This is a genomic window from Formosa sp. Hel1_33_131 (genome assembly GCF_001735745.1).
Lineage (GTDB): Bacteria > Bacteroidota > Bacteroidia > Flavobacteriales > Flavobacteriaceae > Hel1-33-131.
Genome location: NZ_CP017260.1, coordinates 2336813 through 2353124, shown reverse-complemented (window position 1 = coordinate 2353124; position 16312 = coordinate 2336813). Strand labels below are relative to the sequence as shown.

The following is a 16312-nucleotide window of genomic DNA, read 5'->3' as shown; positions in this document are numbered from 1 at the left end:
AATGAATTATATAAAACAGAACGTTCAACAATACATGCCAAATCGGGATGTATTGTTGAACAAAACACTGGATATAATGGAAATATGCACACCTAAGGGATATATACACACTAGTTAGGCACAATTAAATACAATGAAAAAATTTACATCAATAATATTATTTTGCTTCATATCAACAATAACATTTTCACAAGATGCTAGGTTTGAAAAAGGACTGAAAGCTTTTGATTCGAAACAATTCATGAAGTCTTTTAAAATAATGCAGCCATATGCAAATTCAGGTGATAAAGTAGCCCAGTTTATTGTTGGATTTTGTTATTACAGTAAGGAATTAGAAATAAAAAATGACTCACTGGCTGAACAGTATTTAGTTAAATCTGCAAATCAAGAGTTTGGGAGAGCAATGGGATTATTATCTGTTGTGTATTTTGAAAAGAGTTCAACCAATCCAAAATATAAAGTAGATGCTTTGGTCTGGGCTGAAATTGCTGCTGCTTATGACCCGATTCAAAAAGGAACGACCACTAGATATTTAATCAAGGCTTATATGTCTTCTGAGGAGTTACAATCAGCTAAGCAGATACTAGAAGAAAAAAAGCAAACCTTTGACAAAATAAATCTTGAAGAATTCAACGCTACTATTCCTGATGTGGGTAATGAAAAATCCAAAAAGTCTGAGATACCTGAGAATAAATTAGAGCTGATGGAAGATCCTTACAGAGATTGGGTATCAAGGTGGAAATATGAAAGGTTTGAGTGTGACACTCTCTATTATACAAAGTCCATAGACACATCAATAATCAATTCAACGATATCAGCTATTGAGACAACTGAAGAATTTGAATTATGGTCATTATACAGAGGGAAACAAACTGAAAATTTAAAGTTATCAGCTGAAGAAAAGAGTTATATCTTAAAGGAATTAAGCACGCTATCGAATCACGAATGGGAAGAACATCTATTTCCTTACTCTAGTCGTCTTGATAGTCCACAAGAAATTCAAAATACATTCGACCAAACTGAAAAACTAGGAACTGAAAAGGAAAAGAATATGTGCTCTATCGTTTATACCTTCTCAAAACCAATTTTCCTAAGAGATAGTACACTAGTTCTTTTTCTAGACCAAAAAAGATATAGAACGAATTACACTCAACTAAGCTTTAGCTTTTACTCGCTCGAAAACAATCGTTGGCAAGAATTGGCGGTCGTGTATAAGTATTATGAAAGTAGAAAAAATTAAAAAAAAAAGTGCCTAACACTGTATATGAAATCATAGCCGCCTATCGGCAGGCAACGCTTCATATACTTAACGTTAGCTGCAAGTTGAAGAAACCGAATGGATATAAATAGAACCATAGAAATATTAGAAGCCCTTGTCTCAGGTTGTTCACCCACAACAGGAGAAATGATTGACAATGAAAGTGTCTTAAATGAACGTGATGTTATCCGAGCATTACAAATTGCTATTGACTACCTAAAAACAAATCAACCACAACCAGTTTCAGAAATTGAGATTGACGATTTGGAAATTAAAAACGTAATTGACTTATTTAAAGAAAAAGAGCAAAACCCTACTTCCAATAAATTAGTTGGCTTCTTCCTTGGGACAAGGAAATTCAAAAATGAAACTCTTGTTTCAAATCAACTCTATGGAAAGTATCGGAATCTCTACCAAAAAGGACAGCTTTTAGATTTTTTCACTCAATATCTTTCAGACAACAACTTGACCAACAGAAACAATCGAAAAAACAACCCTTACAAGGAAATTGACTTTTTTCAAAAAGAAACATTCAATAAGCTCACCGAAAAAGCTGTTAATCAGCTAAAAGAAAAGGTTGACCAATTAGGAATTCAAAAGACCGAAAACCTTTCTGAATACGTTCAGATTGCAAGAATCAATCACCCAAGAGCATACGAATCTTGGACTGATATGGAAAAAGAGCTTCTAAACAAAGCTATCAAATACACAAATGACCTTGACCTACTTTCTGAATGCTTCCAAAGAGGGAAAGGCTCAATAGAATCTAATGGACAAAGACTAATTTATGAATCTCAAAATCTGAAAGATGACGGAAACCAAAACTGATTTAAGTGGACTGAATGAAAAACAGAGACAAGCTGTAGTTTCTGAATGTAAAAGACTTCTTGTACTTGCAGGAGCAGGTTCGGGAAAAACGAAAACCTTACTTCAAAAGCTAATTTATCTCATTGAAGAAAAGGGAGTAAATCCAAGCAACATTTTGGCAATCACTTTTACTAAAAATGCCGCTAATGAAATGCTTGATAGGCTTATTATTTCAGCAGATGATACAGAAGAATATGTCGAAATTTTAGCAAACAAAAATCGAACTGCAAAAGAAAAAGATACAGAACGATACTTTTTCACCAAGAAGTACAAATGGATTGATAACCTAACGCTCAAGACTTTTCATAGTCTTTGCTACGGCATTATCCGAAATTTTGGAGTAAATGAATTTGACAACAAATTCAAAATTATTGGAGATACAAAAGCTACAGATGATGAATTTGCAAAGTATTCGGCTACCGAAACAGCTTTTGAAGTCATTCATAAAATTCTAATCGAAAACTGCGAATCCAACGAGTATCTGCTCAACTTGAAAAGATACATTTTGGATTATATGATTGATAAAATCCACATTGAAAAAGACAAACGTCTTTCCTTACCTAAGGACGGTAAATTTTACACAACATTAAACGGAACTAAGGTTCGTTCAAAATCTGAACAATATATTGCTGATTGGCTTTATCGCCACAGTATCAAGTTCGAGTATGAACCTAATGTGAATTTCAGAGATTTTGATTTTAGACCAGATTTTTTCATTCCAGAAGCCAATCTGTACTTAGAACACGTAAGCCAAAAAAGTTATCCAACTAAAGGCAAAGAACAACAGTTTAACAAAGCAAACAAACTACTTGTAAAAACATTTGAGCACCAAACAAAAGATACAGCGCTGTTTAATTTGGTTTTAGAGCGAATTGTAAAAAATAGACTTCCTTCAAATTACCACTTCTCTACTGCCCTGTCTTTTGAGGAGGAATTTAACTCTTACCACAAAGAAGTAAAAGACTTTTTACGCCAAACTATGCGTGTAATTGATATGATAAAAGTGGAGAATATACCAACAAAAATGGTTTTAGAACAATCACAAAAAGACCAACACGAACGAGTTAGAGATTTTTACAAACTTGCCATTCCTGCAATAGAACAATATCAATCGTATTGCACCAACAAATCATATCTCGACTTCAACGATATGATTACAAAGACCATTTCGCTATTTAAAAATCATAATGAAATAGCAGATAAGTTCAGAGGTAAATATGAATATATTCTAGTAGATGAATTTCAAGATGTAAACAACCTGCAAGTGGAATTAATTAAACTTCTGTTGACAGCTAAAAACCAACTTTTCTGCGTTGGAGATGATTGGCAAAGCATATATGGATTCAGAGGTTCAAATGTAGATTACATTGTAAATTTCAAGAAGCATTTTAAGGATTCCGAAACTATAAAATTGAGTATGAATTACAGAAGCACCGAACATATTGTTGGTGCAAGTAATGAAGTAATCAAGCATAACAAATTCAAGGTAAATAAAAATGTTCAGTCCAATAAAAAGTCAAGTAGCAAGATTCACATATATTCAGGGAAAAATGAAGCTGAAAACATTGAATATGTGCTTGACCAAGTACACAAGCTAAAAGAAAAAGGCTACACGAAAGAGGATATTCTATTTCTCTATCGCAGAAGTAAAATGTACAGTCCATATTTTGAAAGATTCAAACAAGAACGAGTATTTGTTTCAGGCAAAACAATTCACGCTTCAAAAGGACTTGAAGCAAAAGCAGTCTTTATTATCGGTTTGACAGAAGGAGGTGGAGGATTTCCTGACATTTGGATGGAGGACAGAATTTATCAAGTTATCAAAGAATCGAATCACGACCTGTTACTTGAAGAAGAAAGACGACTTTTTTATGTAGCAATCACAAGAGCAAAAGACGACCTGTTTCTTATTACAGAAAAAGGAAATGAATCGAGTTTTCTAAAAGAGATTCCAGATAATTTTACTTTCAAGACTAGTATTCCATTTAAGTCTGTAATTGAGGAAATAACGCTTTGCTCAAAATGTAGCAACCGCTTGGACGAAGGCTTCGCTTTCTGTCCATATTGCGGAGACGAACAAAAACTAAATGAATAAAAAAAAACAAAAACCAGCAGCTAACAATATGTAAAGATGCATTAAAACGCATTTTACAAAGACCGTTGTGCGTCATACAAAAAAGAACAAGCTAAGCCTAGACAGGAAGTGAAATTTAAATGAAGAAACTTTACACAACAGCTGAGTATAAAAAGCGCAATACCAAACGGGCAAAAGATCGTTTGAAGCAACAGCTATTGAGTAAAGAAAAAGCCAAAGCAAAGAGAAGAGCAACAGATGGGGTTCCAATCGCAGAACAACGTGAAAGAAGGATAATCAGCCAATTTGAGAGTTTGCATGCACCTTCGAATTTTTCATTTGTAGAGAATACGGTTGCCGTTTTAGCGTATCTAGAAAGAATTCGAGAAAAGATTAATCACAGAAAGCCGGTTTTAATTAACCTAAAGGACATTACCAACTTGACAAATGATGCTATTGTCCTTTTACTAGCGATTGTAAAGAATCCTGCAATAACCAAAGGAGTTCCGATTAAAGGCAACTACCCTAGAGATGAAGAATTGAGGAAGATATTTCAGGAAAGCGGTGTTTTTGGTGCAAGTAGTTCAGATAGCGAACACAAGAATTACATTCTTACTCGACAGAATAAGAAAGCAGAAGGCGGTATTGCCAATGAATTGATAAAACGAGCAACAAAAATCGTATTTGGACAAGAGGCAAGATGTATGGGTATTTATAGTGCATTAATGGAATGCATGGCAAATACCTGCTATCATGCTAAACCCCAACAAGTAGGGCAGGAAACTTGGTGGCTCACAGTGTATCACGACCAAGCTCATAACAAGGTATCTTTTGCTTTCATTGATATGGGAGTTGGAATCTTTAAGTCTTCAAAAATGAGTGGATTCCGTGACAAACTAACATCCTTCTTTGGTATCACAGACAACCGTGATGTATTGAAAGAAATCATCAGTGGCCGAAAAATGTCAAGCACTAAGATCCCTTATAGAGGTAAGGGATTACCAAACATATACAGAGGCCTTGAACGCAATTACTACAGCAATCTTAAAATTATTTCGAATGATGTGAAGGCTGATTTGAGCACAGACAAATTTGAAAGACTATCAAAAGAATTTAGTGGAACATTTCTTTATTGGGAACTAAACAACACAAACAGATGGACAAGTTAATTATTAAAATAGCAAACGACTACACTACGATTCCTGGTGTACGGGAGGAAATTGAAGGCGATTTCCCTGGAGAAGAGTTTTTGGAAAAGATTCTCCTACCAAAATTTAAGCAAGCACTCACGGAGAAGAAAAAATTGTTAATCGACCTTGATGGTACGGCAGGCTATGCAACTTCTTTTCTTGAAGCTGCCTTTGGTGGTCTTGCAAGGGAGTACAAGGAATCCAAAATCGTGCTGGCCAACCTAGAATTCAAATCAGATGATGATCCGTTCCTAGAAGATGACATTATCGAGTACATTAAAGAAGCCAACGAAAAATGATACGCTACATTATTGGAGTTATACTGGTAATTGTTGGTGTTGTAATCGGAATGGGATTACAGCATTATTACCCGCTCTTTTCATTTGAAGACAAAATTGATGTAGTTGGATTGGCAACTTTGCTTGTCACAATTTTTCTTGCTGTCTACATCCCGATTTTTCTTGAGCGAAACATGCATAACAAGAGAAGCGAGAAAGATGTAATTATTCGCAAAGTTGAGGCCTTGCAAGGAACTATTCGAATTGTGAATCACACCGTTGCAGAATGCGTTCAAAAACAGGCCGTTTCAACTGCAAACACATACCAACTGATAAGTCTATTTACAACTATCTCTAACGAACTTGACACTATTATTACTCTTTCTGATCATTGTGGAAAGAACAAGTTTAAGGATGACTTTGATGAGATAAAGAGTTGTCGTTTTCAATATCGAAAAATGGTTACAGGAGGTGACTTTCAAAAAAAAGGATTCAAGTACTCCATTCTCGACAAAAAAGAAGAGGAAAAAATTTACCACCGATTTGATAAAGCACTGTGTGTATTAATATTTAAGGTAAATGGATTGTAACCTTAGAAGAGGAAAATATGAAAAGTAAAGCACGAACGCACAACAACACCTATACGCAATGCCCTTCCGGACACTGCGCATAGCCCAACCGTTAGCAAATATTAGCATACCGAAAACAAAAAATTAAGATGAAAACAAATTTAAAAGTACTCTTTTTTACAATTCTATTTTTAGGATTCAATACAATAAATGCTCAAACATTTGAATGGGCAAAATCTTTTGGAGAAATAAATAATGATATTGGTTACTCAATAGCTGTTGACGCTTTGGGAAATGTGTATACTACAGGTTTTTTTCAAGGTACTGTAGATTTTGACCCAGGAACTGGAATAAGCAACTTAACATCGTCAGGGGATGAAGGTATTTTTGTACAGAAGTTGGATGCAAATGGCAATTTTCAATGGGCAAAATCTTTAGGAGGGTCTTCCTTTAGTGATAATATTGGTTACTCAATAGCTTTGGATACTTCTAACAATGTCTATATAACAGGAGAATTTAATGGAAATGTTTTTGTGCAGAAAATGGACACCAATGGCAATATCCTTTGGGAAATTTTTTTAGAATCATCTTTAATATGCATTGGTTTCTCAATAGTTGTTGATACTTCTGGAAATGTATACACTACAGGATATTTTCAAGGTACTGTTGATTTTGATCCGGGAACAGGGATAAGCAACTTAACAGCGTTTGGGACTAGAGGTATTTTTGTACAGAAGTTGGATACCAACGGTAATTTTCTTTGGGCAAAATCATTTGGAGGAAATGGATATAGTGAAGGGAAATCTATAGCTTTAGATATTTCTGGAAATGTATATACTACAGGATATTTTCGAGGTTCAGGAGATTTTGATCCTGGATCAGGGATTAGTATCTTAACAGGAGGAAATGGATATGATGATGTCTTTGTTCAGAAAATGGATGCAAATGGGAATTTCCTTTGGGCAAAATCCCTTGCAGGAGATGATCATGAAGGTGGTAGTTCAATAATTACAGACGCTTCTGGAAATGTATATACTACAGGATATTTTGAAGGCATTGTTGATTTTGATTCAGGAACGTCAATAAGTAACTTGACAGCATCAGGAAGTAGGGATGTCTTTGTTCAGAAAATGGATGCAAATGGAAATTTTATTTGGGCAAAATCCTTTGGAGGAGCTAATCTAGATGGTAGTACCTCAATAGTTATAGGTGCTTCTGGAGACCTTTATCTGATAGGTTATTTTTATGGAACTGTAGATTTTGATCCTGGTACTGGAATCAACAACTTAACATCTGAAGGAGCTGGGGATGTCTTTGTTCAGAAAATGGATACAAATGGCAATTCAATTTGGGCAAAATCCTTTGGAGGAAGTAATAGCGATTCTGGTATATCAATAGCTGTAGATACTTCCGAAAACATTTATACTGTAGGAGGGTTTAATGGCACAGTAGATTTTGACCCTGATTTGGGCACTAATGACTTAATTTCATTAGGAAATTATGATGTCTTTGTTCAGAAAATGAGTCAAAGTAATTTAGGAGTACAAGAGATTAGTAATAAAATTAAAGTAATTGCTTACCCTAACCCTTCGGAAGGTATAATAAACATCAATTTTAGTCGAATAGTAAATAATGTTCAGTTTATTATTACTGATGTTTTAGGAAAAATAATTAAAATACAAACTTATAGTTCCATAATTAACAAAAACCTTGAATTACCAAATACAAAAGGAATCTATTTCTTAACTATAAAAACGCAGAATAGCCAACAGATAATTAAGATTGTAAAAAAATAACATTTGCTAACACCGTGTATAATTAATTGCTTTGGTCGTTGCCTACTTGGAAAATTCCTTCGGAATTTTCTCGCGCTCGTTTTTGTTTACTAAATTAGTTGCTTAATCACGCAACTAACCATACACAAAACCGTTGGCAACAAGCTGAAAACGAACTTAAAGAAAATGAAAGACGTATTTGACAAAACCGTTTCAGAAGAAATTATCGGACGAATAAATTTACTGAATCCAAATTCTAAACCGAAATGGGGAAAGATGACAGTTGGACAAATGTTAGCACATTGTAGTGTCACTTATGAAATGGGGTGTTTGATTCGATTCAAAATTTGGACATGCGATTGTTTTTTCCTCAAGAATTAGATTCCTATCTTGAATGGAGCGGTTTTAATGTGATTCATAAGTTTGGAGGTTTTGAAGAAGAAGCATTTAATGATCAATCGGAAAAACAGATTTTTGTTTGCCAGTAATAAGTAGACGGAACATTCCCTTATTGGAAATGGATGAACGACTCATTACCGTGCATCCAAAAAATCCTGCTCTAAAATCGGTTTGCACGGCTTTAATTATTATATTTGTACGTATAAATTAATTTTATGGATACTAAACTAACATTAAAGTTAAATCAGGAAATTATTGAGAATGCAAAAAAATATGCTTCTGATAAAAAAATGAGTTTATCTAGAATTATTGAGGCTTATCTGCAGTCGCTAACGTCTGAAAAAAATAAAACGGATTTTGAAATATCTCCTTTTGTAAAAAGTATGGCAACAGGGATTAACATTCCTGCTGATTTAGATGATAAAGAAGTTTACTCTGATTACTTAATAGAGAAATATCAATGAGTAAAAGAATTTTTATAGATACAAATGTAATGTTAGACCTTTTGGGGGAGCGTAAACCTTTCTATGAGTCCATTGCTAAAATAGCATCCTTAGGGGAAAAAGAAGTTTTAACTTTAGTGGTTTCTCCTATTTCATATGCAACCTTGAATTATTTTCTATCAAAATTTGAAAACTCTAAAAAGGCTCGAGAAAAACTGAGGAAGTTCAATGTTATAAGTGAAATTTGTTCTCTTGATGCACAAACTATTGAAAAAGGCTTAAATTCATCATTTAAGGATTTTGAAGATGCGCTTCAATATTTTAGTGCTATCGAATCTGGTTGTGAATTAATCATTACTAGAAACGGAAAAGATTTTAAAAAATCATTACTACCTGTGATGTCTCCAGATGAGTTTCTAAACAGTCTTGTTAAAAAATAATCCCACTCCCAATCCAATTCTTTTGTGTGGCATTTAAACTAAAGTAAATCAAAAACTTCTTAAAAAATTAGTGATCCTGTTTTTAAAATTTAATTTTCAATAACATACAAAATTAAGGGATTGTAAACCTCATTTTAATATAATATCTTCAAATATGCTTTTCAAATCTAAAATTAACTTTTTATTTATTTAAAGATGAAAAATTATTATTAGATCTAAATAGAAATACAGAGTAAAAAATATCTTTATTATAGGAAACTCACGATAAAGAATACCTCTTTCGTAATCAGTTAGACTCTTGAAAATAGTTTACTTCACCTCCTCCAAATGATCATCCCATTCTTTAGATTTTGGGGTGTGAAGTTTGCCTTCAAACTTTGCCACTATCATAGAAACCGTGGCATCGCCTGTGACATTTACCATCGTACGGCACATGTCTAATGGACGGTCCACTGCAAAAATAAGTGCCAATCCAATGGCCAACTTATCCGCTGGAAAGCCAACCGACTCTAGAACAATTACCAACATCACCATTCCTGCACCTGGGACTGCTGCACTTCCTATAGACGCTAAAAGCGCTGTGAGAACAATCATTAATTGATCTGTAAACGTCAAGTCAAAATCCAAGGCTTGGGCTATAAACACAGCCGCTACTGCTTGGTATAAACTGGTTCCATCCATATTGATGGTCGCGCCTACGGGCAACACAAAACTAGACACTTCTTTATCCACACCGAGGTGTTCTTCCACACGTTCCATAGTCACAGGAAGCGTTGCCGCACTACTACTGGTTGAAAATGCTAATAACTGTGCTGGACTGATTTGTTTCAAAAACCATAGTGGATTTCTTTTGGTAATCACCGATACCAATACAAGGTAAAAGCAAACCATCAGTGTTAATCCACCTACTACCACACCTGAATAAAACAACAGGGCATATAACAACTCAGGATCTCCAGAAGACACGACCACATTGGCCAACAATGCAAACACCGCAAAAGGCGCAGTCAGCATGATTAAATCCACCATTTTTAGGACGACATCATTCAAAGAATCAAAGAAATCTTTGAGGGGTTTCGCACTTTTTTCGCCTACTAACAAGAGAGAAATCCCTAAAAACATCGCTAAGAAAATGACTTGCAACATCAGTTTATTATTACTCAGAGCAGAAAAGGCATTGTCCGGTACCATATCTACCAGAAAATCCAAAGGACGACTGGCTTGTTGGCGACTTGCTTCTGCAATTTTTCCTTGCACACTGCTGTTGTCCGCATAGGTTTCAGTCAATTTCGAAATGGTTTCAGCAGAAACGCCGTCACCAGGATTTAGTGTATTCACCAAAATCAATCCAATACTAATAGCAATCACTGTGGTGAGTACATAGATTATAATGGTTTTAAGTCCAATAGACGCAAATTTTGAAATGTCTTTTAAATCTGAAATCCCTTTAATCAGTGAAGCTAAAATAAGCGGCACCGCAATTAATTTTAAGAGTTTTACAAAAATCGTCCCAATGGGTTTGATCCAACTCGCCACAAAATCAGCACCGCCTACTTCGAGCATTATAAAACCAAAGGTCACACCTGATAGCATGCCAATTAATATTTTCCAATGTAGTGCAAGTGATTTCATATGGGTGTTTTTTTATATTTTAAGCTTTACTAAGCCGATTTAACAGCATAAAGTCGGCAATAACCAAGGCAGCCATGGCTTCGACAATTGGCACCGCACGCGGTACTACACAAGGATCGTGCCGACCTTTTCCGTGCATTTCAACCACATTACCATCCTTATCGATTGTGTCTTGGGCTTGCATGATTGTCGCAACCGGCTTAAAAGCCACATCAAAATAGATGTCCATCCCATTACTTATTCCGCCTTGAATGCCACCCGATAAATTTGTTTTGGTAGAGCCATCAGCATTAAAAGCATCGTTATGCTGACTTCCTTTGAGTTGCGTCCCTTCAAATCCACTACCGTATTGAAATCCTTTCACCGCATTAATGGAAAGCATCGCTTTTCCTAACTGTGCATGCAAACGGTCAAACACGGGTTCCCCTAAGCCTACGGGTACATTTTTTATCACACAAGAAATCACGCCTCCAATAGTATCACCTTCTTTACGAATGGCTTTTATTTTGGAAATCATTTCTGCAGCCACTTCTGAATCTGGACAACGAACGTCGTTTGTTTCAGCATTGGCTAAATCTAAATCTTTATAAGATTTGTTAAGTGCTATGTCTCCAACAGAAGACGTATATGCGTTTATTTCAATTGTTTTGAGAAATTGTTTTGCAATGGCTCCTGCCACCACGCGACAGGCTGTCTCTCTTGCCGAACTGCGTCCACCACCTCTATAATCGCGTTGACCGTATTTTTCGGTGTACGTATAATCGGCATGACTCGGACGAAACACGTCTTTTATATGTGTATAATCATTCGATTTTTGATTGGCATTTTCAATGATAAATCCAATAGGTGTACCAGTAGTAATCCCTTCAAAAATTCCAGATAAAAACTTAACGGTATCCGGTTCTTTTCGTTGGGTCACAATGTTGGATTGTCCGGGTTTCCGACGGTCCATTTCAAGCTGAATCGCTTCAAAATTAATTGTAATTCCCGCAGGGCATCCATCAATCACACCGCCAATAGCAGTTCCATGAGATTCCCCAAAAGTTGTCAGTTTAAAAATCGATCCAAATGCATTCCCTGCCATATACTAGTCCTTAAGTCTTTTAGAATGTAAAAGTAATTGTATTATTATAAAAACAAAAATTCCAACGCTACTAAGTGTCGAATCTTTTTACGAATTAAATTGAAATGCAGTTTTGGAGCGCTTCTTCATAAATAGCTTCGTAAAAAGGAACAATTTTGTGAATATCAAATTTAGTCGCCGTGGCTTGTGCCCCTTTTTTAAATACATCTAAAACAGCGTCCTCTTTAAGAATTTTTAGTGCGTTTTGAGCCATTTCATCAATGGCACCTACGGGACTTAAAAATCCAGAAACCCCTTGAATGTTCACTTCTGGAATGCCTCCAGAATTACTTGAAATCACAGGAACTCCAGAAGCCATGGCTTCTAAAGCCGCCAATCCAAAACTCTCCGTTTGGGAGGGCAATAAAAATAAATCACTAAAACACAAGATTTTATCCACTTCACTACTGTTGCCTAAAAACACAACTTTATCTTCTATTTTGTACGTTTCACAAAGCAGTTCGGCTTCCTTCCGCTCAGGCCCCTCGCCTACCATCATTAATTTTGCAGGAAGTTCTTTTTGAATTCTATAGAAAATTTCAATCACATCTGCAATGCGTTTGACAGGTCTAAAATTACTCACATGGGTAATCACACGTTCCTCAGGAAGTGCCAAAAGATCCCGATCACAGTCTTTATAAGTGTTTTTATATTTATCTATATCGATAAAATTCGGAACGACTTTAATCTCTTTTTTGGTGTTAAATAATCGTTGGGTATCTTCTTTTAAATTTTGAGACACAGAGGTCACCGCATCTGATTTATTGATGCTAAACGTTACCGCCGTTTTATAAAAAGGATGGCTTCCTACTAAGGTAATATCGGTGCCGTGCAAAGTAGTAACAATTGGGACATCAATGCCTTCTTCGTGAAGCATTTTTTTAGCCATATAGGCGGCATAGGCATGCGGAATAGCGTAGTGCACATGCAAAACATCAATTTTATGAACTTTGACCATATCCACTAGTTTACTTGACAACGCCAACTCATAAGGCTGGTAATGAAACAGCGGGTATTCTGGCACGTTGACTTCGTGAAAATGTACATTGGAACTCAATAATTCCAAGCGTACAGGTTGACTGTACGTAATGAAATGTATCTCATGTCCTTTGCGAGATAATTCTAAACCCAATTCGGTTGCCAAAACACCACTTCCTCCAAAGGTTGGGTAACACACAATGCCTATATTCATAATTATTCTATAATTGATTCGTAGATCAAACGTTGTATTTCCGTTCTAATGTTTTCTTGTGAAAGCCGATTCGGATCGGATTTCGGAAACGTTCTATTGGCCAAAAATACATAAACTATTTCTTCTTCTGGATCTGCCCATGCATAAGTTCCCGTAAATCCTGAATGTCCAAAACTCGTCATCGACAAACAACCACAGGTAGGGCCTTCGTCTTCTAATTGTGGTTTATCAAATCCAATGCCGCGACGGTTTTCTTGATCGCAATAATGACAGGTATTAAACGTCTTAAATGTATCTGTTGAGAAATAACGTTTCCTTCCATAAACCCCTTCTTGAAGATACATTTGCATCAGTTTTGCAACATCATTGGCATTACTAAATAAACCTGCGTGTCCACCAACACCATCTTGCATTGCAGCACCCATATCATGCACATATCCATGTACGGTATCATATCGAAAATAATCATCTATTTCTGTGGGAGTGATCTGGTATTTACTAAACTTCTCTAACGGTTTATAGGTTGTATAATTAGCCCCTAATGATTTATAAAAATGCTGTTGTACCAATGCATCCAGTGGTAAATTATAATGATTTTCTATAATTGATTTTAAAATATAATAAGGTAAGTCGCTGTAACGATATTCTTGTTCTTCGAGCAATTCTGAATTGATGATTCGATTTTGAATACTATCCCTAAAATCCTTTCGTAGATATAACTGTTCGTTTATTTTTATTGGAAATTTATTAGAAGGTTTAACTTTATAAAACTTAGGGTTTGGTTTTTGAGTAACAGAGTCTAAGGTAGATACATAAAATGGAATCCATGGTTTTAGTTGTGCAAAATGAGAAAGCATCTCCTGAATTGTAATGGCTTCTTTATTGGTGTTTTTATAGGACGGCAATAAGTCGCCTAAGGTAGAATCTAAACCAATCACTCCTGAATCAACCAACTCCATAAGCAAGGGAAGTGTGGCTAATATTTTAGTGAGAGACGCCACGTCATAAAGGGTATTAAACTTTACTTCAGATGCTTTTTTATAGGTGTGGTACCCAAACGATTTTTCGTAAATCACTTTTCCTTTGCGTGCCACTAACAATTGAATACCTGGGGTCATTTGTTCCGAAATAGCATAGTTCGCGATGGAATCAATTTTCTGTAAGCGCGTTGCATCCATCCCCACCGATTCTGGCAATCCGTAAGTCAATCGATTTAAGGAAGTGGTTGGTAAACCAGCGCCTGCTTTAAAGTTGATGCCACAACTCACAGGCAAAATTCCTTTGGCCGGCAAGGCTCCAAAAATAATTTGAGCGGCTTTTTGCTGCGCAATCGGACTGTTTTGATACGCCATCAGAATGCTTTCAAAGTTTTCAAACGTCTTGAAATCATTCAAAGCATACGGTTTTGCAAACAGGGTTAAAATCACGTTGTTGGTGCGTGCTATTTCATAAAGCCACACGAGTTCCTTATCCCTAAATTGATACGATTTCCAAGGGTTTGCATTGGATTTATGAAAGCCAACAATCACGGTGTTGTAGTTACTTAAAGACGTTATCAATGCATCTAAATTTTTGGCATTTACGACATCCACTTGGGTGTATTTGTTGAGTGTATTGACAAACGGGCTTGCATCGGTATCGCCCATATTGACATAGGCAATTTTGTGTAATTCTAAATTTTTGAGTGGCAAAACAGCTTTCTTATTTTGAACCAGCGTGATTGCATTTTCCATCAATTCCCCATACAACAGATCGTCTTTTTGGCGATTCAAATCGGCACCTAAATTGGTGGTATCGATGGGCTCAAATTGATGCAGTCCAACCTTGTATTTGGCACTTAATATTTTTTTGACAGAATGGGCTAAACGCTCTTCTGAAATAACGCCCGATTCCACGGCTTTCTGCAAAGCATCTATGCCTTGAGTGACATCATTAGACATGAGCATCACATCATTTCCAGCCAAAAAGGCTTGCAAATCTATTTCTCCGGGACTGCTAAAATTAGAAGCGCCTTTCATACTCAGTGCATCGGTAAAAATCAAACCTTTAAATCCTAATTTTTCTTTTAGTAAATCGGTGACAATTGGATAGGATAAAGAGGATGGATACTCGGGTCTTGAATCGAGATTGGGCACATTAAGATGGGCGACCATCACAGACGACAGTCCTTTTGAAATGAGTTGTTTGTAAGGATATAATTCTAGGGAATCAATGCGTTTGGCTGAGAAATTAATTGTGGGAAGTGTCTTGTGCGAATCGGAACTGGTATCGCCATGCCCCGGAAAATGTTTGGCATTTGCCAACACGCCTACGCTTTGCATCCCTTCCATAAACGCTAAAGAACGTTTGGTGACTTCTTCTTTTTCTTCTCCAAAAGAGCGATTTCCAATGATTGGATTTTTGGGATTGGTATTGATATCCACTACGGGGGCAAAGTTAAAATGCACGCCAATCCGTTTGCAATGCTCTCCTATTTGAACACCGGTTTGACGTATGAGGTCTAAATTTTTCACAGCTCCCAAAGTCATATTCCATGGAAAAGCATAGGTAGAATCCAAACGCATGCTCAGTCCCCACTCCGCATCCATCCCAACTAACAAAGGAATTTTGGAAGCAGCTTGTAGCTCATTATTTAGTTGGGCTTGTCGCACGGGGCCTCCATTGGAATAGATAACGCCTCCAATATGATTGGCAGTAATTTGGTTTAGAATCGTTTTTTTGGTGGCTAAATCTTGATTAGAAAATACTTGCACCATATACAATTGTCCAATTTTTTCTTTCAGGCTAAGTGCATTGTAAGTACTGTCCACCCATGTTTTTTGCAGCTCTACATCGGAAGTGTCCAAAGGAGAAGCCGATTCTTGAGCGAAAAGTGAGAGCGAAAAAATAAAACAAAAGAGTGTAAAAAAATGGCGCATAAATGGTTTTAAAAATAGTGGAGTTAAATCCAATACCAAGTTACTATTTTTAATAGAAACACTGAATGTTTTTAAGAGCAATTTAGTATTTGTGATTTGTTTTTCTAAATACGAACCCTCTAAATTAATAGATATAAACAAGTTAACCTTAAGA

General features: G+C 36.0%; 14 protein-coding genes. 10 read left to right on the top strand and 4 right to left on the bottom strand.

The window, feature by feature from the left end; genetic code table 11:
• Positions 1 to 133 precede the first annotated feature (133 nt).
• From FORMB_RS10845 to FORMB_RS10805, 10 genes are all read left to right on the top strand, one after another.
• Positions 134 to 1240, top strand: a complete 1107-nt coding sequence (locus tag FORMB_RS10845) for a sel1 repeat family protein (RefSeq protein WP_157498156.1) — start codon at positions 134 to 136, stop codon at positions 1238 to 1240.
• 96 nt (positions 1241 to 1336) lie between these two features.
• Positions 1337 to 2086 (top strand): hypothetical protein, encoded by a 750-nt coding sequence (locus FORMB_RS10840; RefSeq protein ID WP_069677471.1) that lies wholly within the window; start codon positions 1337 to 1339, stop codon positions 2084 to 2086.
• Positions 2067 to 4220, top strand: a complete 2154-nt coding sequence (locus FORMB_RS10835) for a UvrD-helicase domain-containing protein (protein WP_069677470.1) — start codon at positions 2067 to 2069, stop codon at positions 4218 to 4220. The genes FORMB_RS10840 and FORMB_RS10835 overlap by 20 nt, the downstream gene beginning before the upstream one ends.
• A 119-nt stretch (positions 4221 to 4339) precedes the next feature.
• On the top strand, positions 4340 to 5368 hold the full coding sequence (locus FORMB_RS10830) for a hypothetical protein (RefSeq protein WP_069677469.1): 1029 nt from the start codon (positions 4340 to 4342) through the stop codon (positions 5366 to 5368).
• A complete protein-coding gene (locus FORMB_RS10825) occupies positions 5356 to 5688 on the top strand; it encodes an STAS-like domain-containing protein (protein WP_069677468.1) in 333 nt (110 codons plus the stop codon). Before FORMB_RS10830 ends, FORMB_RS10825 begins: the two co-directional genes overlap by 13 nt.
• On the top strand, positions 5685 to 6257 hold the full coding sequence (locus tag FORMB_RS10820; protein WP_069677467.1) for a hypothetical protein: 573 nt from the start codon (positions 5685 to 5687) through the stop codon (positions 6255 to 6257). The genes FORMB_RS10825 and FORMB_RS10820 overlap by 4 nt, the downstream gene beginning before the upstream one ends.
• A gap of 128 nt (positions 6258 to 6385) precedes the next feature.
• Entirely contained in the window at positions 6386 to 8032 is a 1647-nt protein-coding gene (locus FORMB_RS10815; RefSeq protein WP_069677466.1) for an SBBP repeat-containing protein, read from the top strand.
• Positions 8033 to 8364: 332 nt separating this feature from the next.
• The gene (locus FORMB_RS13285; RefSeq protein ID WP_257784854.1) at positions 8365 to 8499 is read left to right on the top strand and encodes a hypothetical protein; all 135 of its coding nucleotides are present in this window, start codon (positions 8365 to 8367) and stop codon (positions 8497 to 8499) included.
• Between the two features lie 126 nt (positions 8500 to 8625).
• Positions 8626 to 8874 (top strand): DUF6364 family protein, encoded by a 249-nt coding sequence (locus tag FORMB_RS10810; RefSeq protein WP_069677465.1) that lies wholly within the window; start codon positions 8626 to 8628, stop codon positions 8872 to 8874.
• Entirely contained in the window at positions 8871 to 9293 is a 423-nt protein-coding gene (locus FORMB_RS10805; protein WP_069677464.1) for a type II toxin-antitoxin system VapC family toxin, read from the top strand. The genes FORMB_RS10810 and FORMB_RS10805 overlap by 4 nt, the downstream gene beginning before the upstream one ends.
• Positions 9294 to 9602: 309 nt before the next feature.
• On the opposite strand, the gene FORMB_RS10800 is transcribed toward FORMB_RS10805, so the two are convergent.
• The 4 genes from FORMB_RS10800 to FORMB_RS10785 all read right to left on the bottom strand — a co-directional run bounded on the left by FORMB_RS10800 (position 9603) and on the right by FORMB_RS10785 (position 16158).
• The gene (locus FORMB_RS10800) at positions 9603 to 10925 is read right to left on the bottom strand and encodes a dicarboxylate/amino acid:cation symporter (RefSeq protein WP_069677463.1); all 1323 of its coding nucleotides are present in this window, start codon (positions 10923 to 10925) and stop codon (positions 9603 to 9605) included.
• A gap of 19 nt (positions 10926 to 10944) precedes the next feature.
• Positions 10945 to 12009, bottom strand: a complete 1065-nt coding sequence (gene aroC / locus FORMB_RS10795; RefSeq protein WP_069677462.1) for a chorismate synthase — start codon at positions 12007 to 12009, stop codon at positions 10945 to 10947.
• A 94-nt stretch (positions 12010 to 12103) separates the two neighbouring features.
• The gene (gene bshA, locus FORMB_RS10790; protein ID WP_069677461.1) at positions 12104 to 13240 is read right to left on the bottom strand and encodes an N-acetyl-alpha-D-glucosaminyl L-malate synthase BshA; all 1137 of its coding nucleotides are present in this window, start codon (positions 13238 to 13240) and stop codon (positions 12104 to 12106) included.
• Positions 13241 to 13242: 2 nt separating this feature from the next.
• Entirely contained in the window at positions 13243 to 16158 is a 2916-nt protein-coding gene (locus FORMB_RS10785) for a glycoside hydrolase family 3 N-terminal domain-containing protein (protein ID WP_069677965.1), read from the bottom strand.
• Between the last annotated feature and the right edge of the window lie 154 nt (positions 16159 to 16312).